This window comes from Niallia sp. Sow4_A1 (genome assembly GCF_052116745.1).
In the GTDB taxonomy this organism is placed as follows: Bacteria; Bacillota; Bacilli; order Bacillales; family Cytobacillaceae; genus Niallia; species Niallia hominis.
This window is the reverse complement of record NZ_JBQKKM010000012.1, coordinates 28,929-53,913: the sequence shown is the minus strand read 5'-3', so window position 1 is coordinate 53,913 and position 24,985 is coordinate 28,929. Positions and strand designations below refer to the sequence as shown.

Genomic DNA, 24,985 nt, shown 5'->3' with positions numbered 1-24,985 from the left:
TTTATAACAATTCACATATTCTGTAAATCTACTATAGTACTAATTTATAATAAAACAAAGTAGGATATATGTAATATTATTTTTTCAAATCTTGTGACCTATAAACTATTTCATTATCGGATGAATTTATAATTGTTTGAGAAAACGGTGCCTGTCCCCCGCTACGCTCTCACCTCTATTCAGTTATCAAAGAACAATTTTATACGTTCATTATACATATTCAAATGGACATGTCATGTACTTAAAAAAATCCCCAAAAATATATTCAATACTTCCAAAGTAAATCTTTTTACTTATATTGACACAACATCGATAAAAAATTTGTCGAAAATAGACAAAAAATAGGAAAAATGATTGATTCTTTTCCTTTTTTTGTTACTTGACATTAAATCTAAATTTTATTCTCTTCTATATAAAAATAAATTAATTTCTGATCTATAGTTTACAACAATATAAACGCCGCATATATACTGCTAGATGAATTCCCTTATCCTCAGCTCTACTGTGTTTTTCCAAATTTATCTATCTTTCATTTTAAAATTAGCACATTATAGTATAATAGACTTATAACTAATTAACTATTCATTAAGTAAAATACTTGAAGAATGGGATGCAAAGCTAAAAGGACTTCACCTCTAAAGGATAAGCCAACCAGCTTTCATTAGTTGAGATGTTATAGTGCTCTTTTTAAGCATCAATTTTTATTCTATTGTAAAGGAGTTAAGACAAAAAAATGAACGACTTATTTGAATTTTTGTTTAGGCAAATCCCCTCTCTAAGGACAATCCGTACTATAAATGCTCCAAATATTATTGAGGACATAGCAAACGAAACTGTTAAATCTAACATACAAGGAGTTTTGGGAGAATTAAATGTTGATTTGAATGGTCAGCATGTTGAGATACATAACATTGTAGTAGGAAACTACCAAATAGAAACAGATGGTGGAGTATTAACAGCCATGGATCGTTCAGGTGAAGGAGAAACATTCTATGAATTTGATCATGCCGAGGCATACTCTCAATCAGGCTTATTTGGTCAGGAGAACTTTTTTGATGCTGATACACATCAGTTAATTGGACAGAGTGGCATGGACGCACTAGGACAGACAACCATAACAGTTCCTTCTTCTTTTGATCTAGATTTTATGAATACAATAGAAGCATTTGATACCTTCTCTTCAGCACAAGACTTTTCAGACCTTGCCGACTTGTCAGATTTTCTTGATAATTCGGATACTTTATTAGATTTACTGGACCTATTCTAATGACTACTATTTTTCAAAATCCTGCTCAACAAATCATGACTATGGAAGAGAGGATCAATAAAGAATTAAACAAAGATGCTGCTGAAGAAATCCTCGCATACGCTGAAATAAAAACAGAGCAAAAATATCAACAAATTTTTAACATTCTAGTTAAACGGGTAGATCGTATCAACGAAATCTATACAACAGAAACTAATAGTAAACAGCAGTATCTAGAGCGGATGCAGCAGTTTTTGAATATTACAAATCCTGCTTATCTGTCAGATGAGCTCAAACGAACCCTTTTCTTCAGTGAAATTGAAAGAGAGTATAAACAAATATATGAATTCTTTTCTAAAACCGATTATGGGAAAGTATTTCTTCGATATAAATTTGATTCCAAAGCGTTAAAATCAATGCAAGGAGGGATTCTAGCTGATGTTCATTTAATCCAAAAAAGTTTAGAAAACTATGCCTCGGTTTATGCAGAGCATATAAAGGTGATGAAAGGGATTAAAGATTCAGCTGGGGCGAAAATAGCGTTCCGAATAGGAACTAAGGTAGTTGGAAGCCTTCTTCTTGGACCTCTTGGTTCTATTGCAGGAGGAGCACTTGCCAAAGCCATTACAAATGATAATAACGCTATCGTACATTCCTACTCTCAAGTTCTTAATGCTTGGAGCGAATACTTAGAAAAACTAGATGAATTCTTACTCAATCTGAAACTTCGCTATAACCATATCCTCCTAACTTTGGTTGGCGGCTTGTTTGTACGTGTCTCACAGGATTTGAATGTATTTGATGTTGGCATTAATAGTTTATTCTTAGAGGAGTATGGCATTCAATACGGCATAAAATTGGAAAAATTAGATACATATAGAGTTTGGATGCAAAAGACCACTGAAGGAATTCTATCAAAAATGAAAGAAGGAAACTTTCAAGCAGCCCTTAGAGGATCAGGTGAACTTTATTCGTATATTGATAACCATCCAGTCTTAAAGTTTGAGCTATACAGTAATAACAAAAGTTTCTTATATATGGCTTGTTTGTATCGCTTTGCTGCCATTGCCTGCTTTGCCAATACTAGTAAAAATAAACTAGAGATTGTCCATCAGCTCTTTACCAATCAAACATTATTATTGCAGGATGAAGATTTAACCATTTTAGGAGTACCCACCCAGCTTGAGTTAGCTACTTTTTCTGTTCGTCAATGGCTTTTACATAATGAACTCGAAACAAAGGCAAATGTTTTTCCTGACTTATTACTAAAACTGATTAAGAGATATAATACGATTGGGTATTACGAAGGGGAACATCCTAAAGATACTTTTATTAACTTCCTGCTTTATGTTGGTAAATATCTTGTTATTAAGCATAAACAAAAAAAGTACGATGCTTTAACTGAGGAGTATGGAATACCAATAACACAGGTAAAAGAAATTATTAACTTTTATCGTAAAAATAACAAAATTCAACAAGATGAGATTACAAAATTTTCAAAGGTACTGATTGGATCTGCAAGATTTTGGTCCATCCTTAGATTTCTTAAAAAACCAGTCTTTATTTCGTCACTTTTATCTTTCATTCTAATCATAACCGTTGTACAGACAAAGGATACTTGGACCCCACTTTTCAGTCATTTCTCTGAAAAAAAGGAAGCCCCGGTTACTCATACTCAATTAAACCCAAAAATGGAAGTTCTAACAGTGCAAGTAGCTATGGCAAATGTTCGCAGCACTCCAAATCTTAAGGGCTCTGTTGTAACTTCCCTTGTAAAAGGTCAGCATTATACTGTTCTAGCTAGGAAGAAAGATGATGAAGGCATACTTTGGTATAAAATAGAAACATCTTCAGATGTGTTTGGATGGATTAGCAGTAAGATTGTGAAGGTCGAAAAGCAATAAACATGATATTATTAGGTTTTTAATTAACCCAGTATTATTAAAAATATTAGAACTTTTTTACTCTATTGAAAATAAATATTCCGCATTTTCCTTTTAATGTAAGATTTGAACTTATTTTAGATTTAAATTGTATTACTTATTTTAGCCATTGATAGTTTTTTATAATTTTACAATTAGATTTTATGAAAGTATGGGGAGGGCGCCAGTATTGGCTGTCCTTTCTTTTACTTGTTATTTTAAATTGAAGGGAGATATCTTTTAATTTAAACAAACATTCACTAAAGTTTGTTCTCTACACAACAGTAGTACAACTGAACTTATAACAAAAAAGTGCATCAATCCTCCTTAGATTAATGCACTCTTTACTATTAAAGAAACACAAAGGTAACAGATACTCATGACGATGATCCTATTTATTCATAATAGTTAGAATCCTTATGAATGATATGGTAAATCATTCTATGTAACCAGGAAATTCAATGTGATATCTTATAAAAACAGTAGTGCACTACCATCTTTGAAATTTCACTTCACCCCTTCTGGTTATATGTTACTCCAATCATTTTATTGTCTTCACATCTTTATATTCATAAAAAGCCTAAAGTTTGATGCAAATCCAAAAACGTTCTCCATACCAATGCCCTACAAATAGCACTTAATTACTTAAATGTTCTTACACCTTGGAAAAAAGCAGTTTGATTACTTTTTATATTCGTATCCCAATTCGATAGCAATCGCCTTGACTGTGGAATTGATAGCTTCCCTTGAATTTAGTATTTTACTATTAGCATTGATAATTTTTCCTTTAAACGTTGGATTCTTTAGTGACCAATCATAATTCATTAATCTGTCGATTTCTTGCTCTGCTCTACCCGCACCATACTCGTTAAAGACATAACCTGCTAAACGAGCTATAACTATTATTCCTGTACCACTCGTCAACATAGATTCATTTCTTAATTTTGGAGTTTCTTCTCGTTTTTCTAAACATGACTTAATATAATATTCTTTAGTTTCATAAAAAATTGATAAGCCCTATTTGTAAATACATCCTTTTGACTGGAATCTTCTTTAACTATGTTGGATATTTTTTCTTCTCCATTGGATTGAGAATTAAAACCAGATACTTCAATTACAGCATTTTTTACATTATTAATTGTATAAATGTCCTTGCTATTTTTAGACACACTTGTTGCCAATAGTTCTGTTGTATCTTCTAAATAGTCAACCATTTCTAATAAGTCAGCTACAATACCTGCAAGAGGATCTCTTGTGTTAAACAAAGTATTTATAGAAGCAGTTGTTTGCTTAGCATTTTTATTTACATCAACAAAATCTTGCCTAATCTTTCTTACGCTTTCTTCTACAACTATATTTAATAATAAATGGCTTTCTGAAATACACTCTGGAGCTTCATCAGCAAGTTCTTGAATTGCAACAGAACGATGATTACCATCTAAGCACTCAAACTTATAATTAAGAGGAAGAAAAATTAGTCCAGCTACTGAGCCACTCAAGGAAAAATTATAATCAGTATCAGCAAATGTAAATGGTCGAAATGTAAGTTTTCCATAAGAGACAAGAGTGACAGGAGGAATAGTATATTGTTCTTCCTCTTTAATATAATTTTTTATATCATCTTTATGCTTTTTATTGTTTAATGCAAAATAAAAGTACAGACTGTTGCGAAGAATTCGTACATAGCATGAGTGCATAAAAAAAGGCTTGCAAGCTCTTCCATCACCCTCTACTGTATTAGGTGTCGAAGCCAATACAGATGGAGGTTTAAGAAAGGATGCTAGCAATGCCTGAAATACATTATATCAAACATTTACGAGAGAACGAAGACTTAAATATATCAGAGATTGCAAGAAAGACAGGAAAGAACTGGAGAACTATTAAGAAGTATGCGGACGGTGATGTCCATTCTAAAGATGTAACACAAAAAAAGCGTGGCATGATGTATGAACAAGGTTACGGGGAAATTGTGGATGATTGGATTGAAGAGGATTTTAAACTAAGGAGAAAAGAGAGAAGAACAAGCAAAAGAATATTTCAACAGCTACAAAATGAACATGGATTCAAAGGATCTTATCGTACTGTATGTGAATATATTCAACAGCGAAAGCCACAGATTAAAGAGTCAAAACAAAAACGATATGAACGACTTGAGCACCCTGCGGGTGAAGCACAAGTAGATTTTGGGAATATGACAGTTGTAACAAATGGAGAATACAAAGACATCAAAGTATTAATTCTTAGCTTTCCTTACAGCAATGCAGCATTTGCTTATCCTCTTCCAGCGGAAAATGGAGAGTGCTTTTTAGAGGGACTCAAGCAACTATTTCAACAGGCTGGTGGGGTTCCAACATATTTAAGAATTGATAATCTCTCTGCTGCAGTAGTAAGTATTGGAAAAGGAGATAAGCGTACATATACAGATGCTTTCTTACGCTTTCAGATGCATTATAATTTTGAAGTACAACCATGTAATCCAGCGAGTGGCCACGAAAAAGGCAATGTAGAACGAAAAGTTAGTTATACCAGAAATAATTGGTTTGTCACAGCACCCATTATGGAGGATTTTCTACAGCTAGCAGCATGGTTACAAGTTCAAACAGTGGAGGATCGAAAACGCCTCCACTATGAAAAAGAAGCATCCATTGAGGAACTTTGGCAAGAGGACAGGAGCTTTCTTAAGGTATTGCCGTTGGAGGACCTGTCGGTCTTTTCATTAGATACTGCCACAGTAAATAAGTATGGGGAGATTTCAGTGGACAATGAGCGTTTTGTCTTACGAAAAGCTCATATGAAACAGGTTGTAGTGGTAAAGAAAGAGTGGAATCAATTCACGTGCTTTACAAATGATGGAGAAGTGATTTACCAAGAATATCGTCCATATATGAATACAACAAGGCCTATCCCTTGGAATGAGATCTTAGGTGATTGGGAATTTAAACCTCGTGCTATGCGTTATTCACGGTTCTTTCCCTATTTACCCGAAAGGGTACAGGCATATCTTCTCTTTAAAAAGGAAGATAGTAAAAAAAGAATCACTGGGTTACGTCAGCTGTTACAAAACTACTCTCTACAGCAAATTCATGAACTTCTTCAGCAGGAAGAACTCTTAGAAAGAAGCCCCCATGAGCTTGGCTTTCTTCTAGAGGCTAAGAATATTTCTTATCCGGAAAAGTGGGATGAGATGCATACCCCAGCAATTCTAGTAGATTATGAAACAGACCTAGGCCAGTATGACCGAAAGTTATGTCCATTACTAGAAGGAGGAATAGAACGATGATTACAGGTACATTGAGAGAGGCTTGTAAAACATTGCATTTAGCTCATGTAATAGAATCCTATGATAATATCCCATTTAAGAGTAAGGAGCAATATTTAAGGGATCTATTAAACTTAGAAATTGAATCGCGTCAAACAAAGAAAATTGCACGCTTAATGAAAAAGGCCAAATTTCGTGAAGTAAAGTGGCTGAAGAACTATGAATGGGGAGAACAAATCAATTTACCAGTAACTGTGAATAAGGAGCAAATTTGTGATTTACAGTTTCTTAATGGGAAACAAAATCTTCTCTTACTCGGTTCCCCAGGAACCGGAAAAACACACTTGGCAACTGCTTTAGGATTAAAAGCATGTGAACTAGGACATGAAGTTCGCTTCTTTCGTGTAGCAGACTTAGTAGCGCAGCTAGAAGAGGCTCTCAAGCAAGGGACTTTATTGAGATTAAAGAAACAGATTGAGTCATGTGAACTACTTATTCTAGATGAATTAGGATACGTTCCATTCCAAAAGCAAGGTGCGGAGCTCCTATTTCACATTATTGCTGATTGTTATGAGCAAAAAAGCGTAATTGTTACATCAAATCTAGAGTTTGGTCAATGGAACCGTATTTTTGGAGATAATCGATTAACCTCTGCCTTGGTTGATCGTTTGGTTCATCACGCTCATATCATTGCATTTACAGGAGAAAGTTATCGCTTACGACATGCCCTTTCTTCTGTGATTTCAGAAGTAACTATTTAGAAAAAAAAGAGAACTTGCAAGCCTCTGCACTTTTCGCCGCATATTTTTGTACTTGCCGCTTGCAAAAAACAGCTTTTTATCTAAGAAACGATTTTTAATATCTGATTTAATTACTTCTTTTCCCTTCTTTTTTACAGATGAAGTTTTAATATGATTTAATGCAGTATAAGGTAGCGTTACCGCAAACCACTCACGCTTTCCACTAATATATTTTATTGCAGGCAACATGATGGAACCTGTTGGTACTCCTACATTTGGATTTATCGCTTTAATTGATTTGCTATTCATATATAATCATCCTCCAAATATTCTATTTGAGTAATGGATGAACTGTATTTTTTTAATTGCATATAGACGTAAGAACAGTCATAAGTCACACGTATAGTTGCTATGGCCATCAACTCTTTACGCTTTAAGAATATGTGCTATACGCTTATTTAGAACCATTTATTCTAAAGGTTATTCCATTGAAACTCGATACCTTTTTAGAAAACGACTCCTGCCCCCCAGTACTTTATATTATTCGCTTGAGATTGGCGGCGAATATCGCTGTGGCTCCTTGAATTTCCATGCCAAATAGACCCGAGGATGATGCTGTTTCATAGCCGTGTCTGTGTTTTAGTTCACTATTTTTCACTTCAATTTTATAGCGAGTTTTCGCTAGGTTTTTAAATTTTTCCGTTTTTCGAAATGCCTCCTGGTCTTTATGTTCCGTTGATTCGATGGTGACAGAATAGGACTTACTTTTCGCTCCTTCTTTATAACACCCTGTAACCGTCAAGTAGTTTTGAACACTTTTTGCTAATTAATTTTGAACACTTTCTCTTTCAAAAATTGTTGTTCTATTCTTTATTCTGTAGCTGTCATTTTCGTTCATTTGAATAACCTCTACTCTATGTAATAATCGGTCCAATATGGCTGTTGTAATCCCTTGGTCTCCCATTAATTCACCCCATTCTTCGGGGCCCTTATTGGAGGTAAGAATAATAGAACTACGTTCATAAAGATGGTTAACCAGGTGGAAAAATAGATTTGCTTCCCTCTGATCCATTGCCATGTACATTAAATCATCAATAATCACCAAATCCGATTCTTTTATTCTTTTTAACCGCAATTTTGATTTTGTAATATATTCTTCCGTTTTTAATAAGTGTATGAGTTCACCCATTGTTGAAAATGCTACTTTAAATCCCTTTTGAATGGCTTCAACTCCTAATCCAATTGAAATATGGGTTTTCCCTGAGCCTGGGGGTCCCAATAAAATTAGATTGTATTGTTGTTCCAGCCAATTTAATTCACTTAATTGATTTAATTGGCGTGTGCTAAGCGATATTTGTTCTTCTACATTAAACTCATCAAGTGTTTTAAAATATGGAAAGCTAGCCCACTTTAATCTCTTTTGAATCCCTTTTTCTTCGCGTTTCTTCATTTCATGCATAAGAAGTTCATGTAAAAACTCTTGATAAGTCCACGATGATTTCTCTGCGTGTCGTAGTAATATTGGCAGCTCTTCAGCGGTTTCCACCATCCGAAGATGGCGGAATTGTTCTTGTAATAGTTGTACAGTGCTAGTCATTATGAAACACCTCTCATAATTTTCGTGTAATATTCTATATCCCTTGTTACTGCTGTAGCGGTTGTTGCGGGGCTATTTCTTTTAGCTTCGAGAGAAGCAGGGGATTCTACATCTTTTTCTTCCTTTAATCGGGTCAAATGCTGTGCAATATCACGTAAATCGTTTGCACTCCATAGCTGTTCTTTTAGGCAAACCGCCAGGGCTTCCTCTATTTGAGGGCGAAAATGAGTAATGGCATATTGAATGACTTGGAACTGATCTCTTACATACCTTGGATACTGCCGGGTTACTTCATTGACAAATTTTAAAGCCTTTTCTTGATCTTTGAATTGACGAACAATAGTCTCTTTATATGCTTGAATTCCTTTCGAGCGATCTCTGGTGTGTTGACGGTTCTTTATCAACTCACCTTTCCCATGACATATCGGATGCTTTGCTAGTATTTCGCCTTGAAGGTCTGCTCGAATAATGAGTTCCTCGCCCTGGGTTTCTATGTAAACCGTATTATCACCTCTTGGACGATAAGTTCCTAAAGGAACCGAATAACGATTAGATTGATATCTGATAATATTGTCCTTATGAACAGCTCTTGTTATACTATTTACAAGGTTGCTTTCGAAAGAAAGCAGGGAGGAGACTGGCGTTAAGTGTTGCTTTTCGAGGGCGTGCACTTCTACTGGTCTCTTTTTTGTTGTGTGATGTACATTGTAATTTCCTGTCCTCTTCAACCATGCTAAACATTTTTCATTCCAGGATTCTAGATTTGGAAATACTCTGTGTTTTGCAAAGTTCCTTTTTACATATTTCACTACATTTTCTACCTTCCCTTTACTTTGGGGATCTGCCTTTCTACAGAGGTAAATTCGGAACCCTCGTTCCTGCTTATATGCTTGAAATTCCCCTGTTAAAATTATATCTCCGGCATTTTCACTAACGGTTATCAAATGATCTTGATCATAAACAATTTCCTTCGGAATTCCTCCAAAGAATTGAAATGCTTTTTCATGACAACGTATGGTATCCCTAGTGGTAAAAGGTCTATCAAGCCATTCCACATATTTATAACGAGAATTAGAGAGTACAAAGGTAATAAAATATAGTTTAACAGGCTTTTTTCCCTGATTCTTTACGGTTATTTCTCCCCAGTCGACCTGAATTTGTTGCCCCATCGGTAGTTCCTCCACAGCTTCATGATCACGTACACGAACCACTTTTGGGATGTGGTAAATATCCCTTAATTCACTAACATACCCCCGAATAGTACTACTTCCAATTTTTATTCTAGGGTACTTTTCCTTTAACCAGTCCTCCACCTGAGCAGAAGAAATATCAGGATGTTCCTTTAGCCAACTTAATATAAGTTCACGGTGTGTATCTAACTTTTTCTCCCTACTCCCAGTTGATAACACCCACTCGGATGCTTGATTAAAATTCATGCTTAAATACTTATAAACTGTGTTTCTAGAAATCCCTAATTTTTTTGCAATAGCTGCTACTTTAAATCCTTGTTCCTTTAATTGATGAACCTTTATAAACAAATGTAACTTTTCCACCTTTCAAATCCTCCAGTAAACTATGATGACATAAAATCATAATAGACTAACTGGTGGTTATTTTGATAAAAAAGTGTTCAATTCTATCTGGCGGAAACTGTTGATTTTAGTTTAGCAGTTACACACCCTTCGCGGAAAGGACAAACTTTACATTTTTCAATATCAAAAAGGCACTTGATTCTAGGATTTTTATCTTGATTCTTTCTCTCCTCATATTTTTTTGGATAGCCATATGGCCTGCCTTACACACATAAATACCTGCATCTTTATTAAATGCAAATTCTTCTTCTTTTGTTCGTTTCCCATGTGTAATATGAGGGTGTAATTTAGAAACAAGTTCCAGATTATTTCCTTTCGTATAGCGAATATTATCCTTCTCCGAGTAAGCTGTATCCCCGATAACGGTGTCTATTTTCATTCCTGTCGCTTGGCTTTCCTTAATTGGAATATAGGGGTCAGACCCTCCCCCTGGACATTTGTCCATACGGAGGGTCTGACCCCAGGAATTTTTAAGGAATTTTTAGATGATTTGGAACCCCTACTTAATTTTGTACTATAACTTTAGCTGTTAATTTCTCATAACAATATAATTTTTGTTCATCAGAAAGGTTTTCAAATAAGCTTATTACAGCATCAACTGACAACTCATTAAGTCTTTGGTTGACCAGTTGTTTCACATTTTTAAGATCCTCTTTAGTTGACTCACTCAAAAAGGTTGGTATAATTCTTGTTTGTTCTAACCAAGTAGAACAATCTGATGCGTCCCAATTATCTATTTTAGAATGAATTTTTATATTATTATTAACCCATTTCTCTTCTATTTGGTCAATTTTATAAATATAATTATCCTTTAAAGTTTCTAGTATTGGTGAAAAGTCAATATCAGATTCAAAATTTGACCACTTATCTTTTAAAATCTCAATTTCAGTATAAAGGTTTTTTCTGTTATCTTTATAATTATTTAGATTAGTAACTTCATTTAAAAAGTTTTGAATATCATTTGCAGCTTCTTCAATGCCTTCTCGATCAACATCATTAATAGATTTACTTAAAATGTTTTTGGCTTTTGAAAGGAATTCTCTACATTCTCCTACATTTGTTAGCTCAAACATCGAGTCGTAAATATCTGATATTTCCTGAGCCAAATTTTCGAGCATCTTTTCAATTAAATTAATACGTGATTCAACTTTGTCAAAAAATTCAACCATATACTTCTTGTCTGCTCTGTCATTATTAAGAAGTTCAAGAATTTCTTGACCTGAATTTTTCATATTTACCAATTCATCATAACCAGATGAATTATTTGGTTTATTATTTTTCAAAAAGTTTTCGACAGTTTCATTAATATTTTCTAATTGTCTTACAATATTTAAATTATCTAGAATATCTTGTAGCTTTGTTCTTAATTTACGACCTTCTTCTTTATATCCATATCTTGTAAATGAAGCAATTAAATGATTAACCCATTTTTCAAAACCGGATACCTGTGCATAACTGATACATTTTAAACTGCTTAGCCAGCCTTCAAATTCTTTTTCAATAATATGATAACATCTTTCTGTCATATTATTTGCTTCTTCAACATGGGCTGAGTTGTATACATACCTGGTTGAATCTTGAACTGAACCATCAATTTCACTGCAACCATCTAAAACTTCAAAGATTTTTTTAAAATCTAATTCTTTACTACCAACTGATAATTTTGACCTTAACTCGCCAAAAACACGTGTGTTTTTATCGTATAACTTTAAACCCTCTCTTAACATAAGTTCAAGGTTTATTACCTTATCTTCAAGTTCCTCTGGTATATCTTCTTCAAGTTTTAGCTGTTCAAATTCATTTGATAATTGAGGACATTTATCAATGTCGTTATTTCGTTCAACCTTGTTATATAGATTTATATAACGTCCAGCCAATTTATCTGGGTCAACTTTTGTAATTGTAGTTTCAAACAAAGAAGAGAAATCTACTTTTTTATCTTGAAAAACTTTATTTCCCCATTCTTCTAAACGAAGTCTTTGTCCCTCAATATCCACTCTAATCTCTATTTTTCTTTGTGTAAGGTAAGTAGCAATTAATAATGCCAAGGCAAAATCATTTATTCCATAAGGAGGTTTTTGGTACTTCTCAAACACTTTATCAATAGCGAGTCTATCATTCTCTTCTATCAGTTTGTCAATATCTTCATAAATTTTTCTTACTTTAAGATTCGTCGGTGAAACAAACTGGTAATCATTATTGAATATCCCCCATGAACCCATTCGTCCTTCAAAAAGTACTGTTTCGATTCTATTTTTTATTTCTGTTGTTTCTGAATGTATTAATTGAAATGCTGCACCGGATAATATAAGTCTTCCTATTCTTGATAAGTTCTTTTTAGCTTTACCTAATGATTTATTTGAGAACTCAGTAAAAGGAAATGGGATAACAGCATGATATAATTCATCAAATAAAGCATCAAAATAGAGTTTTGGTCTTTTACTTGCTTTTTCTAACCCTGTTTTTGTTAATATTATTCGTTTTGAAACTAGTTCATTAAACCTATCTTTAACAATTCCCTTGGCTTTATATTTAAAATCAGGAATAAACTTACTGTATTTAACTTTTTCTTGTTCTGTAAATAAGTTTGAAATTTGGTAGTCAGTTAGTGCTTCTGAAAATTTGTTTTCTTGATCATCTAAAGCAAAAAAGCCAATAGGCATCTTATCAAATTCAAATCTCTCTAATAATGATGAAATAGAAGATAATTTTTCACTCTCAACTAAAGAAGGTATATATAACCACACCAACTTTCCTTTAGGTTTATCCGGAGCAGTTGAGTATTCAAAATCGTTTTTTAAGTTTAAGAGAAATGATTTGTTAACATCATTTATATGAACAATTTGTTGTTCAAATTGCCACTCACGTGTACTAATTTGATTTTTTCTCCCAAATGATGTTTCCATTGTATCTAATGGAAGAATATCATTAGATATACTATCCAATACAAGGCCAATATTAATATCTAATTTTCTCCGCTTCGAAGATAACAATCGTTTAAAATCATTTATACCTGTTGCATCCGCTATGAAATCAAAAACATTTGCGGAATCGTCATAACTGAGCACACCAAATTCATGTTCAAGTTCGCTAACCACTTTATCAATTTCAGCTTCACTGAGATAAGTACTATATTTTAAAGCTTGTTTTGTTTCTTCAATAGATTTAGTTTTCAACCTGCCAATTCTAACTATTAAATTGGCAGCAAGTACTTCTTTATGTCTTTCATCAAACTTATCACCATATTTAGTGAGAATTTGATTGTATAGAATACAATATTCACTTTGTTTTCTACCCTCTTGTTCGGCAGCTAATAATTCCTTGAAAAATTCTGACCTTATAATTCTAGTCGCTGGTATAAGAGGTAAATCTCCAAACTCGTTTATGAACGTATTTCCATATTGCTCAATTTGTCTCTCTAAGAATGTTAATGAAGACCTTTGTTGGAGCCATGAAGATAAATTTGAAAGCATCCAGGAAGTCAATGGATGTAATGGAAATATACCTTCTAATACAACCTTTTTAAAATGGATATACGATCCCCAAACACTTGATGTTGTAGCCTGTGGTTGCCACTCAATAAAATCTTCATGAAATTGTTTCCATTCCTTATTTTGCTTTTCGAATTTATCTGCAACTAAATTTTTAAAGTTGCTTGAATCTTTTCTCTCAATTAAATTAGCAAAAATAGTTTCAAGGTTTGAAGAAAGGTGAATTTTCTCACTTGCTTCATATCGACCAATATATCGATTTATATTTGCAGTTCTATCTACACGAGTTAAATAAGATTTTAAGTCCGATTGAATAAAACCTACAAATACAATTTTATCCCCGCTATCTTGTATTGATTCATAAATTTGTTGTAAAGCAGAGTCTCCTGCTCTTGTAGGATAAGAAGAAGCAAATTCAATGTATCTACCAAATTCATCAAATAATACTATTACTTTATTAAATTTCCCTCGATCTCCACAAAGAGTTTCTGCAATCTTTGTTAAAACATCCCCCGCAGAAACTCCTTCATCCCATCGAATGTAAATTCCATTAATATGATAATATACGGTATTAATTACTTCAAATGCATCAGCATCTTGAATAATATTTTCAATCAAATAAGTTTTTAAGTCCTCGTATTTTTTATCATTAAATAATTCATTTGCATACTTATTATATAAATCGTCATAATTATCAAATGTATTATTAACAAAATTCTTTGCAATATCATATGATTTTGTTAAAGTCTTTAGAAAATCATCATTAACATTATGGAGTTTTAATACTTTTTGTGTAGCATTCAATACTTCGTAATTTAAGTTAAAATCTTTCATACCATTAAGGACTAACACTATATTTGGTTTTAATGAATGTGAATTTAATTCAGAAGCTACATTTTTGTCTACTTTTGTTATATTATTTAGAATAATCTTTTGAAGCTTATCTTCTCTACTAAATAAACTTGCAATAGTCACTGCTAGATGGGATTTACCAGTCCCGTAAGGAGCAATAGTCATAAAAAAATTTGAATCTGTACTATCGCCATAAAGTTTATTTGCAAGAATATTTGTAAATGATGCTGTATCAACTAATCTATGACTTTTAAATGTAATGTCATCTTCCCCAACCCCAAAATATTCAGGGCCATGAAAGACAAAGCTTTTAGATACTTCTTCTTGCTTTTCATAATTATAAAACCAATCAACCTGTACTGCACCATTAAAATATAATTCTTTTTTAAAGCGAATTATATCTTTTAATTGTAGTTGCATAAAAAAACCACTCCTTATATTAGAAGACTATATATTTTTGATAACAAAGATTTTGATGAAACTTGTCGGATGTATGTCACTGGAGTTAACTGAAGGTTTATTATTATTAACCTTTCTTCTTGAAGAATTTCTAATGATTCATCTAAGCTTGTATCATCCCATATAAAAGGGTTACCGAAACCTAATTCATTAACTAGCGTATCATAAGTAACCTCAGTTTGATTAGGTAATACAATTTCCCAGTTACTTAGTAAAAGATATCCATAAAGATATTTATAGGATCTGTCTACATGATGGGACTTAAATATGTATTTCCCTTCAACAATTTCCAATAAATTCAAATCTCCAAAACATCTATCTTCTGTATAACATGTACGAAAAGGAGTTATATTAACATCTTTTACTTTAAAAAATTTATTTAATGCTGATTTAAGAGAATTATTAGTGATTTCCATACCCTGATTTTTAACTACTTGGTTGAAAATAAATGACCACATTTTAGCCCTTGAGTTAAGGCGAGATAAGTTATAATGACACAAAACATTAGATAATTCTTCAATTAAATAAGGGTCTTCCTCACAAACTATTTTCCCAAGTGGAGTTAGTTTAATCCTATATTTAGAACCATCTTTTTCAACAGCTATTAGGCCCATTGCTTCTGCATAATTTATATGTGGAACTACTTTCCCTGATCTTTTACCAGTCGGTATTGAAGTATTTTGAGAAATTTCTTCTTTAGTAAAATAATTATTATTATTATTATGAATAGAAGCGAATTGCACTAGTTGTGCAATCGCTTCTTTTTCTGGAGCAAAAGTCTGATGAAAATTTAAAGGTAAACTCATGTTATCATATCCTTTCACTTAGAGGAGTTACATTTACTACCATAGGTGATATCCTTTCGAGATTACCACTTTGTCTTAATTCAGGTCCAGAAACAATACATTGACCTTTAGGAAGGTTTGATAAACGTTTTGCCCATTCCTTTTTCTTTTGCGTATCGGTACTTAGGAAAGAAGCTATATCATTTATTTCTGTTTCTGGAGGAGAAAAATACACCTTCTGGCTTGCATTTTGTAGCCTTTGAATTTCATCTTTATTTAATTGCCCTTGCATAAACTGGGTTGCATACCAACCTGACCAACCAAATTTTCTTCCTTCAGTCAGAATTTTTGCACTTGGAGAGTTTTCACTGTGATCGAGATTTTGAGCCTCATCTAGTATTACAGGGAAAGGTTTAGACTTATCTCCATGTGATAAGTTAAAATTCCATAAATCCCATAAAATGAATTCAGTAACTATTAATTGTACTTCGCGAGTAAAACCAGATAATTGAACAATGAAAACAATACCCTCTTTCTCCCTATGCTTTTCCCAATTATACTCTGATTCAGCATCAAAAGGATTCCTATCAATTAAAGGTTCTATTTTTGCTAAAACTGTTTTTGCATTTGTTGAACCATCAGCTTCTAACTCATCTTTCAGGTATTTGAGACTCATTTCGTCTCCATATTTTTCCAAACCTCTCATTGTTGCTCTATAAATTGCGTTTGCTTGTTGATCACCCATTCCTTTGTAAACTGCAGAAAAAACACTTTTCATTCTTTCTGCAACGTCTGTATTATCTTCCTCCTTAAACAAATCTTCATCTATTTCCTTCTGATTTTTCTTGAATGGATTTATTGGAAACTGTTTTAATTGAATATGAAATTGTTCAATTCTGTCTCCTAAACTTTTTTTAAACTCAGGTTCTAGCTTAGATTTCTTAAAGCCATCTGTATAATCAAAAATAATACTAGAAATGTTATTTTGCGCTAACTCAAGTAGCATACATTGCATAAAATACGTTTTTCCTACACCTGATTTCCCAGAAATTAATATATGTCTATTTTCTAGTTGAGGATGACCGTATTCCCAATAAATTTTACGTTTTGTCCTTTGTTCTTCACCTAAAAGAATTCTGATGTTTTCTAAACTAGTTATTGATTCATTTCTTCTTTCTACTTTTATTTCTCCATTATCTTTTACTCTATCAGTTTCATTATTTATTCCTTTTGAATCATCAGTAGAATTTTCATTCTCAACTGGGATAGCTTTTTCTTTATGTTTTCCTACTACTCCTGTGTTATATGGTTTATCTGTTTTTTTTGTTAAAGTATGGTCTTTTCTAAACTCTTTTTTTACTGTTATTACAGATGTATTTCCATTTAAATCATCTAAATTAATCTCTTTTAATTTATCTATATTTTCTTTCATGACAACATCGTTGCCCTCTTTATCATCAGCAACTAATGATAACTCTAGGCTTGAAGGATTCTCAAAAGAAATCTCGGTTCTTAAATTTGGAGGTAATAGTTGAGATTGTACATATAATTGTCCAAAAGATAAATGTTGACAATTAACACCAGTACCTTCAAGATTGAAATTTCTTTCCTCTATAACATTACTGTTATAATCTAACCAGTAAGTAATTAAATTGGTACTCCAGTTAATTTTGAATTTACCATCTAAGATTTTTAATAAGTGTTGATTTAAATTTAAATTTAAATTTGTATTTTCTTTTTCACTTTCAGAAATATTCATTCTTGAGAAAGCTAGCATCCGATAAAGCTGTGAAAACCAATACCTTCTGTTATATTCTTTAGAAGAAGGATTAAATTTATCCATTAAATGGACTATCCCATTACTTAACTGCTGGATTCCTTTATTAATATGAGCATCGTTGTATTTAGCCATTTTACACTCAATCAATGTTGCATCTATAATTACCATTTCTTCTTGAGAATGTTTATTAATTTCTATTTTCAGGAAATCAGGCCTGTTAGGTTCTCCATAAAACCAATGTTTGTAAGTATCTAACGAAATATAATTTTTAATTATTTCATTTTCGTTACTTATACTCATATCTAAACTTTCATATGACAATAAGCTTGATAAAAAGCTATGGATTTCATAATCATAAGGATTTAGAGCTTTCAATATTTTTAATCCGTCAAGTACATTTGATTTCTCAATACAATACTTTGCAGATAAATTGCACTGTTCATATGTCCAAGATGGAAAAAGTGCTTTAAGTCTTCGTGTTAATTTTTCCTTCAAATCCAATCTTACTTCCGGTCTAGATGAAATGGTCATATTTAACTCACCGAAGGTACCTTCACCTGTTGAGAAGCTAATTACATTTTTTTCATTTATAAAAGCTTTATCTAACCCAGAATCTAGTGTAACAAGCCATCTAGACTTTAAGTGAAGCAATTCAATTATTTCATTTATTTTTTCCGGAAGTACTAACCCTTTCTCGATTCTATAGGTATCTTTAACACTATAAGGTCTTTCTATCCAATGTAATAATTGTGTATGATAGTATGATGCTTCGAACTGCTTTTGGCTTATAGAGATGTTTTTTGTTAAATTCTTTTTTAAAACAGGAATTGGATGAAACACCATAGGAAACCTTGTTTCAGAAGGTTCTATAGATTTTTCACCTGTTCTTTCATAAATAATACCGCTAGTCTTTAGAATATTATCTAAAAATGTAATATCACTTTCAAAGAGTTGAGTCTCAATCTCGTCAATTAGAATTTCATCAAGATTAATATCATTAAAATATGTTTCGATATAAACTGGATCATGTTCAGTAAAAAAGTTATCCAGCCAGAAGTTTACATAGTTCCTTCCTTGGTTATAGCCACTTTTTGCAATTATTTGAAGCCTCAAATGTATTTTGTGATTAATACCGGCTAATTCGTTTACAAAGTTATGTAGTCCTGCAATTACTGGCTGTAGGTTTGTAAAATTTAAAAATGTAATTTTTATTGAATCGGTATGCGCTGGATATGTTTTAACGTACTCATTTATTTGTTCAGTTATTAACTTCGATAGAGCTGTATCAGAAATCATTTCTTTCGTATCAAAATCTTCATCAAAAACTAAATCCTCATCCAACATAGATTGGGTATTTAACGCGATGTCTGATGTTATTTCACCATGTAATGCAAAATATCCGAAAACCTTTTTTGGAATACGTGAATCATCTTTATCTGAAATAATAGTATCGACAGCAGAAATAATTGTTGACTGTTTTTCAACTTCCACTATTTTTTTATAAATTGTTGAAGTTGATACATTTTCATTATCAAATACTTCATTTATTACTATCCCTAATCCACGTCTTTGAAAAGATTGCTGCTCAATTATTTTCTCTAATAATGCAGGGTGATAAGGTGGTATTATAGCCCCTTCAAGCCTTAAAGAAGATAAAGCTATATCCTTATTAGATACTATATAAAATAAATTTGAAATTAAGTTTAAATGATCTTTTTCAACAGAATTTAGATCGTTAATAGATTTTGATATTTCTTTTGCAATCTTTTTATAGACATTAATAAATTTAAACGCATGGTCATTTTTAGCCGGATTAATCAAATTATATAAGCCATTTTCAAATAGTGAATTTATAAAACTTTCAAACGGCTTAACTAGGTGAATCATTTTAGAGTATATGATCCCGTTCCTTATATCTTCAGGTAAAGTAATTAGTACATTTATCAAGCTAATATTCATTCCGTTTAGTTGAAAATGAAATGATTCTTTGTCTGTACATTCAAGTAAGCCACCGAGACCTTTAATATAGAATATAGGAAGTAAAGGTGAATCTTGTCCTAGCTTAGTATTGATTTCTTTAAGGTGTATAAATGTTTGAAACCAATAGTCATTTGTATTAAATATCCACTTGTATTCATACTTTATATCTTCACCGATACGTATTTCAAAAATTATATTTGAAAGTTTTTGATTCGATGATGCAACATTTATATCTGTATCAGCAAATCTATTTATATCAAAGAACTCAACATCTTCAGAGTATTTAATGAACAATTTATCTTCTATTTCCTCATTTAGATATTCTAAAATTCCATTGGTAAACAAACACAAATTAGACCATTTTTCATATTTATCTTCATCATTGTTAAGTGTATTAGCAAAAGTAACATTCTTAACTAAAAACTCTAAACCTAGCTCTTGACCAATTGAAAATTTTTCAAGATTACTGTGTTCTTCCATTAATGTATTTATAATCATCTTAGAAAAGGCTTGAAGAGGTGCTCCGTAAATAGATGTAACTTTATCCTTTTTCGTCTTTTCTTTACTTATTTTTATATCAAGAATTTTATTAATAAAATTAAAATCCATTCTTGAAAGTTTAGGCCTAAGAATATCTACTTCTTTACCTTGAAAATAATCAAAAATCGCTTTTTTAAAGTCTTCAAATGAATCGAACTCCTTTTTTATTTGTTCCTCATTTTCTAATATCAAATCACTGTTATTTTGAACAAATTCTTCAAACTTTTTCTCTAGCTTAACAAATTTACTTTTGCTTAAACTATCTTTATATTCTGATCTATTGATAAACTTAGTTACCTTGGAAAGCAATTCAAATTTCCTGCCTTTTTTTAACTTAGTTAACTCTTTATCATCAATGGAATATATTGATGGTAAACCCCAATCAATCCATAACCTCTTAGCCAAAACATTTACTATATCTTTAGCTTCGAATATTGATTTACTTTTTAATTCTTCAACTATTTGACTTAACTTAAAAATATCCTTTGGAACTATTCTAAATAAAAGATTAAGAAAATTATTTATCATATTTACTTCATCTTTATCATCTAAGTCAATTAAATCTGAGAACCAATTAGAGTAATTGTCACCTAAACTGTTTTCAACAGCTTTTGGTGAAATAGTGAAGAAATCATTTAGTCCACCTTTATCCTCAACATTTTCAGTTCCCATTAGGAAAACAATTCCTGATAGTCCTTGAGTCCACTCATTTCTCCATTTAGTCATTGAATTTTCTTTATCGACGTAGTTATTTTCATAAAAATCGGAAATGAATTTATCATATAATGGATTTTCTTCGTATTCTTTAAACTGTTCAACTGAAAGCTTTGCAGTAAATTTAACATCTTTTCTTTCAGCCTTATTTTTGAAAATAGAACAAAGATTAAGATAAATAGATGGATGAACAAAATAATCTAATCTAAAGAGATGCCTATTTGATCCATTACTTTCTATTTTACTGTCTATTATTTTACTTATTTCGTTTATGTAAACGTTCATTAAAATCACCCCTTAAAAGGATTTTCTACAATTGATGTTGCATCTGATAAATCCCTTAAGAATCCACTGTCTTTCAAGGCTTGTTGAAATTTTTCTAAGTTTTCATCAAAAGGAGAAAAATCTAAATTTGGCTCTTCATTCCAATGTATCTTAGCCTCTTTTGGTCCAATAATTATTTTATAATGTTCATAACACTTCTCTAAAAAAGTATTTAGAAGCATTCTTTCCCCAGGTTCTATCAAGACAATTACTATTAACTTAATAAGGTCCTCATTAAAACTAAACCTCATATTTGCTCCCTTTGGGGGAACAATAAATTCGATATCTTTTCCTAGTTTTCTTATTAATCGATTGGTATCTTTCGATGCATCTTCATAAATATCTGGCTCAGATCTTTTTCTTTTTGCGTTTTCTATATACGTAGCAATATCAGCTGTATGAACAGCTCTAAATACATTTTCTTCTATTCTTAAATAAGATGAAGTAGCTCTTTTTCTTATTTGGCCATTTGGATTATTAGTTAGATCTATTATCCACTCCAGATTATCTTCATTTTCTAACTTTTCTGATGCCTGAAGACACATCATTCTCATTATCTGAAATATAATTAATGTTCCTAGAAGATCTATCTTTTCTAACGGATTTATAAGAGAATTTAATAAATTTCCCAGCTCCTTTACTGTATATACTGCTCGTTTCTTGTAATTGGCAGGAATCCACTCCATTGTCTTAGTAATAGGTGGACTTACTTCTGTGTGATTTGGGTAGTGATAATCTTCCCAAGAGCCTTGTAAAAAGTTAGAAATTATACTTAATTGGGGGATACCTTTAATTAATTCGCTTAAAAGTTTCTCCAGTTCTTCTTTTGATTCATTATTCTCAACTAATCCTTGTAGAACATGTAAATAATAAACTTCTCCACCTCGAGCCATAAAACTTCTTCTGTTAAATTCAAAGCCATAATCAACTTCGTCTAATTCATTTCCATATACTAAACTTTCCCGTTGTTCTTTACTCCCTATTGCTTCACTAAAAATCAGCTCTGGTGCAACAGGTAATAATGATTGCGCAAACCAGGACCGTTTCCCTATAATTGCATTAAATCCATAGAGAAGATCCTGAAGTATATCTAAAATAAAGTCTTTATCTAGACTAGTGTCTGAAATAGTAATTTTATTTTTTAAATAATCTCTATGATCATCAAGTGCATCTATATCAACATCAAACCTTTTATCAGGTTCACTTCTACTTAAAAATACAAATCTTTTTAATCCCATTCTTGGAAAGGGATAATATACAAGTTTTTCTTCTTTAAGATGAACCGGAAAGGAAAATCCTTCATCTTTTGTTTTACCCTCTGCACCTTTGTTCGAAATAAATACCAATAAGAATTCTAACAAATACTCATAGAAAGTCTGATCTCTAAATAATCTCTGTCCATAAGTTTGTATTTGGATATTTTGTTTTTTTACATTTTTATGGTTTCCCGAAGGAAAGACACTACTTTGCTCCATTATCTTCACCTCAACTATTCAACATACATTTCATTATTATCGACTTCAATAGAAATAACCTTCGGGCCAACATTTGTATGTACTAAAACCTCTGTCGTAATGATATCTGTATCATCATACCTATATGTCTCATAAATTCTAGATTTCATTGTATCAATACCGTGACTTAAAGAAGGATTTATTTTCGTAGACACAGCACCTTTCGAAATTTTATCCAAGTAATCCAATAACATAAGTGAAATAGAAAAAGTTTCATTGATTTTTGCAAATTTTATTTCTAAAGTAAAATGATTCTCATCCATATCAAAATTTGAGTATTTTGGTTCTTGACTTAATTTAATCTCTCTTTTTTCAATTTTCCCCTGAAGCAATTGTACATTTTGAAATCCGCTTCCTAATCTAACTAGCGGAAGGTAAATAACATCACTTACATTGTAGCCATTAAATGATCCAACAAATAGAAAATAAAGTGTTTTAGTTATTTTATTACGTAATACTCGAGTTTCACGCATCCCAATTTTTTTATTTCTAAAATGTAGGAAATCACTAAAAACAGGTGAGAAAAGACTACTAAATAAGCTAGATATAGACTCTTCATCATATTTACCAAAAAGGATTTGCATTCTCCTTAAAGCCTTTCGAAGCTCATATGGATCTTTTTCCGTTAGTAAGTTTAATGAACTATATGTATAATGTCTGTTATACTTTTCCCAAATAGGTTGAGCAATTTCACGTGCTTCATCTGTTAAGAATGAAAAATCATGTTTTACGAAAAAGGAATAATCGTTTTCTAATTCTTTTGAGTCCAATTTTAATTCTTGTAACTCTCTAATTGCCTTTATTTGATTTGCATCATCGTTGTTATTTATTCCAATATAACCAAAAAATAAGTTTGAAGAGTTATATCGAAATTTGTCTTCAAAGGTATAATCAGGTAAACCATTTCCATCTATATCACTACAAGATAAATTCCCGGTAATGGAAAATGAAAGGTGGGAAAGAATTTGCCTTACTGTAAGCCTTCTATCATTTTCAAACATCCATCTATAAAAAGCACTAATGACATGATTTACATTTTCGATATTACCACTTAATGTTTTATAGTTACTATAGACAGGGCATTTGGTACTATTTTGACATTCTTGACAAGGCTCCCACAGATCTTCTTCAAGTAGATTGTTAAATATTTTTGGTGCTAAAATGACATTATCAATACGGGCCATATTAATAAGAAGTATCTCGTTTCCTGCAACTTCTGTTTCAGTTCCATCATTGTTATCCATAAGTTCTAATAATTTCATTTCTACTTTATCACTATTATAAATTCTCTTAAAAGTATTCAGTAATGGACCTGTGTTAGATACAAGAATCGACGAATTCCCCTCTCCTTTCATATTTAGAGATTTCTTTAAAAGTTTATTTTGTTCATCCTCCGATAGTTCACTCATATCTTTTACATAAAAAAGAGATTTGGATAACTCTTCAGAATATATTTCATCATGTATTTTAAGGTCTTCATTGACTTTAATTAATTCAAATTGTCTTAAAATTTGATAAACTAAACTTGTTTTTCCGTCTCCTGCATGACCAGTCAGAATAATTGAAATAGGTTTTTCTTTTAATTTTTTTGCTAAATAGCCCCCTAGATTTCTTTCAACCCTTATTTTTTCATAGAACGGATTTGTAACTTGAGCTTCTGCTAACGCGTTTTCATTCGAACTATTTGCATTATTCAATGAATTTAAATATGAAATGTATTCATTGTCCATTTAATCCACCTCAATCTGATCGTTTATCCTTACATTTATAGATATTAAATTTATTCTTCATTGGCTTTGAGTTCCTGCCTTTTTCTTTCGAAGTCTTCTTCGGCTGCATGTTTCCATTGAGCTTCTAAAATCATATCAGACCATATATCTAGCGGTAAATTTGTTTTATTATATAGTTTTAACAACAATTGTTTTAATTGAATATCATTATAAAGACCATCGTAATAGTCTAGATATATAGCTTCAAGATTTTTGCTAATTTCTTGGATTTTCATTATTTCCTCCATAAAAATTCCAGTTGATAGTTATATTTTACCATAGATAAACTTAACATTAATAGTCCATAGTCTTTCAATAAATCATTAGCCCATTTTTATAGAAAAATACGCTCCACTTATAAAAAAACTTTTATTTTAAATATTTCATTAAGCTATTTATCTGAGTAAAGAAATGCCCCCTA

Annotated in this window: 16 protein-coding genes and 1 pseudogene; 4 read left to right on the top strand and 13 right to left on the bottom strand. The window is 31.7% G+C overall.

The window, feature by feature from the left end:
• The first annotated feature begins 733 nt into the window (after positions 1-733).
• Both ACTQ5K_RS08895 and ACTQ5K_RS08890 read left to right on the top strand, forming a co-directional pair.
• Complete coding sequence (locus tag ACTQ5K_RS08895) at positions 734-1,267, top strand: hypothetical protein (protein WP_251630007.1); 534 nt, start codon at positions 734-736, stop codon at positions 1,265-1,267.
• A complete protein-coding gene (locus ACTQ5K_RS08890; protein ID WP_251630005.1) occupies positions 1,267-3,150 on the top strand; it encodes an SH3 domain-containing protein in 1,884 nt (627 codons plus the stop codon). Before ACTQ5K_RS08895 ends, ACTQ5K_RS08890 begins: the two co-directional genes overlap by 1 nt.
• A 699-nt stretch (positions 3,151-3,849) precedes the next feature.
• Here the strand turns inward: ACTQ5K_RS08890 and ACTQ5K_RS08885 are convergent.
• On the bottom strand, positions 3,850-4,095 hold the full coding sequence (locus ACTQ5K_RS08885) for a hypothetical protein (RefSeq protein ID WP_251630003.1): 246 nt from the start codon (positions 4,093-4,095) through the stop codon (positions 3,850-3,852).
• A gap of 38 nt (positions 4,096-4,133) precedes the next feature.
• Positions 4,134-4,865, bottom strand: coding sequence for a DNA sulfur modification protein DndB (locus tag ACTQ5K_RS08880; RefSeq protein ID WP_251630001.1), 732 nt, complete (start codon positions 4,863-4,865; stop codon positions 4,134-4,136).
• An 80-nt stretch (positions 4,866-4,945) separates the two neighbouring features.
• On the opposite strand from ACTQ5K_RS08880, the gene istA (ACTQ5K_RS08875) reads away from it, so the two are divergent.
• On the top strand, positions 4,946-6,448 hold the full coding sequence (gene istA / locus ACTQ5K_RS08875) for an IS21 family transposase (protein WP_251629998.1): 1,503 nt from the start codon (positions 4,946-4,948) through the stop codon (positions 6,446-6,448).
• Positions 6,445-7,188, top strand: a complete 744-nt coding sequence (gene istB, locus ACTQ5K_RS08870; protein ID WP_251629995.1) for an IS21-like element helper ATPase IstB — start codon at positions 6,445-6,447, stop codon at positions 7,186-7,188. The genes istA (ACTQ5K_RS08875) and istB (ACTQ5K_RS08870) overlap by 4 nt, the downstream gene beginning before the upstream one ends.
• Here istB (ACTQ5K_RS08870) and ACTQ5K_RS08865 read toward each other — a convergent pair.
• The 11 genes and pseudogenes from ACTQ5K_RS08865 to ACTQ5K_RS08815 form a co-directional block, all read right to left on the bottom strand.
• Entirely contained in the window at positions 7,171-7,476 is a 306-nt protein-coding gene (locus ACTQ5K_RS08865) for a hypothetical protein (protein ID WP_251629993.1), read from the bottom strand. The genes istB (ACTQ5K_RS08870) and ACTQ5K_RS08865 overlap by 18 nt on opposite strands.
• A gap of 226 nt (positions 7,477-7,702) precedes the next feature.
• A pseudogene (locus ACTQ5K_RS08860) lies at positions 7,703-7,957 on the bottom strand (transposase); the annotation flags it as partial.
• A gap of 36 nt (positions 7,958-7,993) precedes the next feature.
• Positions 7,994-8,764 (bottom strand): IS21-like element helper ATPase IstB, encoded by a 771-nt coding sequence (istB, locus tag ACTQ5K_RS08855; protein WP_341098841.1) that lies wholly within the window; start codon positions 8,762-8,764, stop codon positions 7,994-7,996.
• A complete protein-coding gene (gene istA, locus ACTQ5K_RS08850; RefSeq protein ID WP_441993823.1) occupies positions 8,764-10,317 on the bottom strand; it encodes an IS21 family transposase in 1,554 nt (517 codons plus the stop codon). Before istA (ACTQ5K_RS08850) ends, istB (ACTQ5K_RS08855) begins: the two co-directional genes overlap by 1 nt.
• Positions 10,318-10,435: 118 nt before the next feature.
• Positions 10,436-10,801, bottom strand: a complete 366-nt coding sequence (locus tag ACTQ5K_RS08845; RefSeq protein WP_396953899.1) for a hypothetical protein — start codon at positions 10,799-10,801, stop codon at positions 10,436-10,438.
• Positions 10,802-10,859: 58 nt separating this feature from the next.
• Complete coding sequence (locus ACTQ5K_RS08840) at positions 10,860-15,119, bottom strand: hypothetical protein (protein ID WP_251629696.1); 4,260 nt, start codon at positions 15,117-15,119, stop codon at positions 10,860-10,862.
• Positions 15,120-15,133: 14 nt separating this feature from the next.
• Positions 15,134-15,964 carry a DUF4007 family protein gene (locus ACTQ5K_RS08835; RefSeq protein WP_285846668.1) on the bottom strand — a complete coding sequence of 277 codons (831 nt, stop codon included), beginning with the start codon at positions 15,962-15,964 and terminating at the stop codon, positions 15,134-15,136.
• 4 nt (positions 15,965-15,968) lie between these two features.
• On the bottom strand, positions 15,969-21,242 hold the full coding sequence (locus tag ACTQ5K_RS08830; RefSeq protein ID WP_251629693.1) for an ATP-binding protein: 5,274 nt from the start codon (positions 21,240-21,242) through the stop codon (positions 15,969-15,971).
• Between the two features lie 5 nt (positions 21,243-21,247).
• Positions 21,248-22,756 (bottom strand): hypothetical protein, encoded by a 1,509-nt coding sequence (locus ACTQ5K_RS08825; RefSeq protein ID WP_441131639.1) that lies wholly within the window; start codon positions 22,754-22,756, stop codon positions 21,248-21,250.
• A gap of 14 nt (positions 22,757-22,770) precedes the next feature.
• On the bottom strand, positions 22,771-24,492 hold the full coding sequence (locus tag ACTQ5K_RS08820; RefSeq protein ID WP_251629689.1) for a hypothetical protein: 1,722 nt from the start codon (positions 24,490-24,492) through the stop codon (positions 22,771-22,773).
• A gap of 83 nt (positions 24,493-24,575) precedes the next feature.
• Positions 24,576-24,800 (bottom strand): hypothetical protein, encoded by a 225-nt coding sequence (locus ACTQ5K_RS08815; RefSeq protein WP_251629687.1) that lies wholly within the window; start codon positions 24,798-24,800, stop codon positions 24,576-24,578.
• Positions 24,801-24,985 lie beyond the last annotated feature (185 nt).

Excerpts from the sequence above, each read along its gene's own strand:
- istB (WP_341098841.1), bottom strand. The coding sequence starts at position 8,764 with ATGACTAGCACTGTACAACTATTACAAGAACAATTCCGCCATCTTCGG.
- ACTQ5K_RS08830 (WP_251629693.1), bottom strand. The coding sequence starts at position 21,242 with ATGAACGTTTACATAAACGAAATAAGTAAAATAATAGACAGTAAAATA.
- ACTQ5K_RS08840 (WP_251629696.1), bottom strand. The coding sequence starts at position 15,119 with ATGCAACTACAATTAAAAGATATAATTCGCTTTAAAAAAGAATTATAT.
- ACTQ5K_RS08885 (WP_251630003.1), bottom strand. The coding sequence starts at position 4,095 with ATGTTGACGAGTGGTACAGGAATAATAGTTATAGCTCGTTTAGCAGGT.
- ACTQ5K_RS08895 (WP_251630007.1), top strand. The coding sequence starts at position 734 with ATGAACGACTTATTTGAATTTTTGTTTAGGCAAATCCCCTCTCTAAGG.
- ACTQ5K_RS08890 (WP_251630005.1), top strand. The coding sequence starts at position 1,267 with ATGACTACTATTTTTCAAAATCCTGCTCAACAAATCATGACTATGGAA.
- ACTQ5K_RS08815 (WP_251629687.1), bottom strand. The coding sequence starts at position 24,800 with ATGAAAATCCAAGAAATTAGCAAAAATCTTGAAGCTATATATCTAGAC.
- istA (WP_251629998.1), top strand. The coding sequence starts at position 4,946 with ATGCTAGCAATGCCTGAAATACATTATATCAAACATTTACGAGAGAAC.
- ACTQ5K_RS08845 (WP_396953899.1), bottom strand. The coding sequence starts at position 10,801 with ATGGACAAATGTCCAGGGGGAGGGTCTGACCCCTATATTCCAATTAAG.
- ACTQ5K_RS08880 (WP_251630001.1), bottom strand. The coding sequence starts at position 4,865 with ATGCACTCATGCTATGTACGAATTCTTCGCAACAGTCTGTACTTTTAT.
- ACTQ5K_RS08865 (WP_251629993.1), bottom strand. The coding sequence starts at position 7,476 with ATGAATAGCAAATCAATTAAAGCGATAAATCCAAATGTAGGAGTACCA.
- ACTQ5K_RS08825 (WP_441131639.1), bottom strand. The coding sequence starts at position 22,756 with ATGGAGCAAAGTAGTGTCTTTCCTTCGGGAAACCATAAAAATGTAAAA.
- ACTQ5K_RS08835 (WP_285846668.1), bottom strand. The coding sequence starts at position 15,964 with ATGAGTTTACCTTTAAATTTTCATCAGACTTTTGCTCCAGAAAAAGAA.
- istB (WP_251629995.1), top strand. The coding sequence starts at position 6,445 with ATGATTACAGGTACATTGAGAGAGGCTTGTAAAACATTGCATTTAGCT.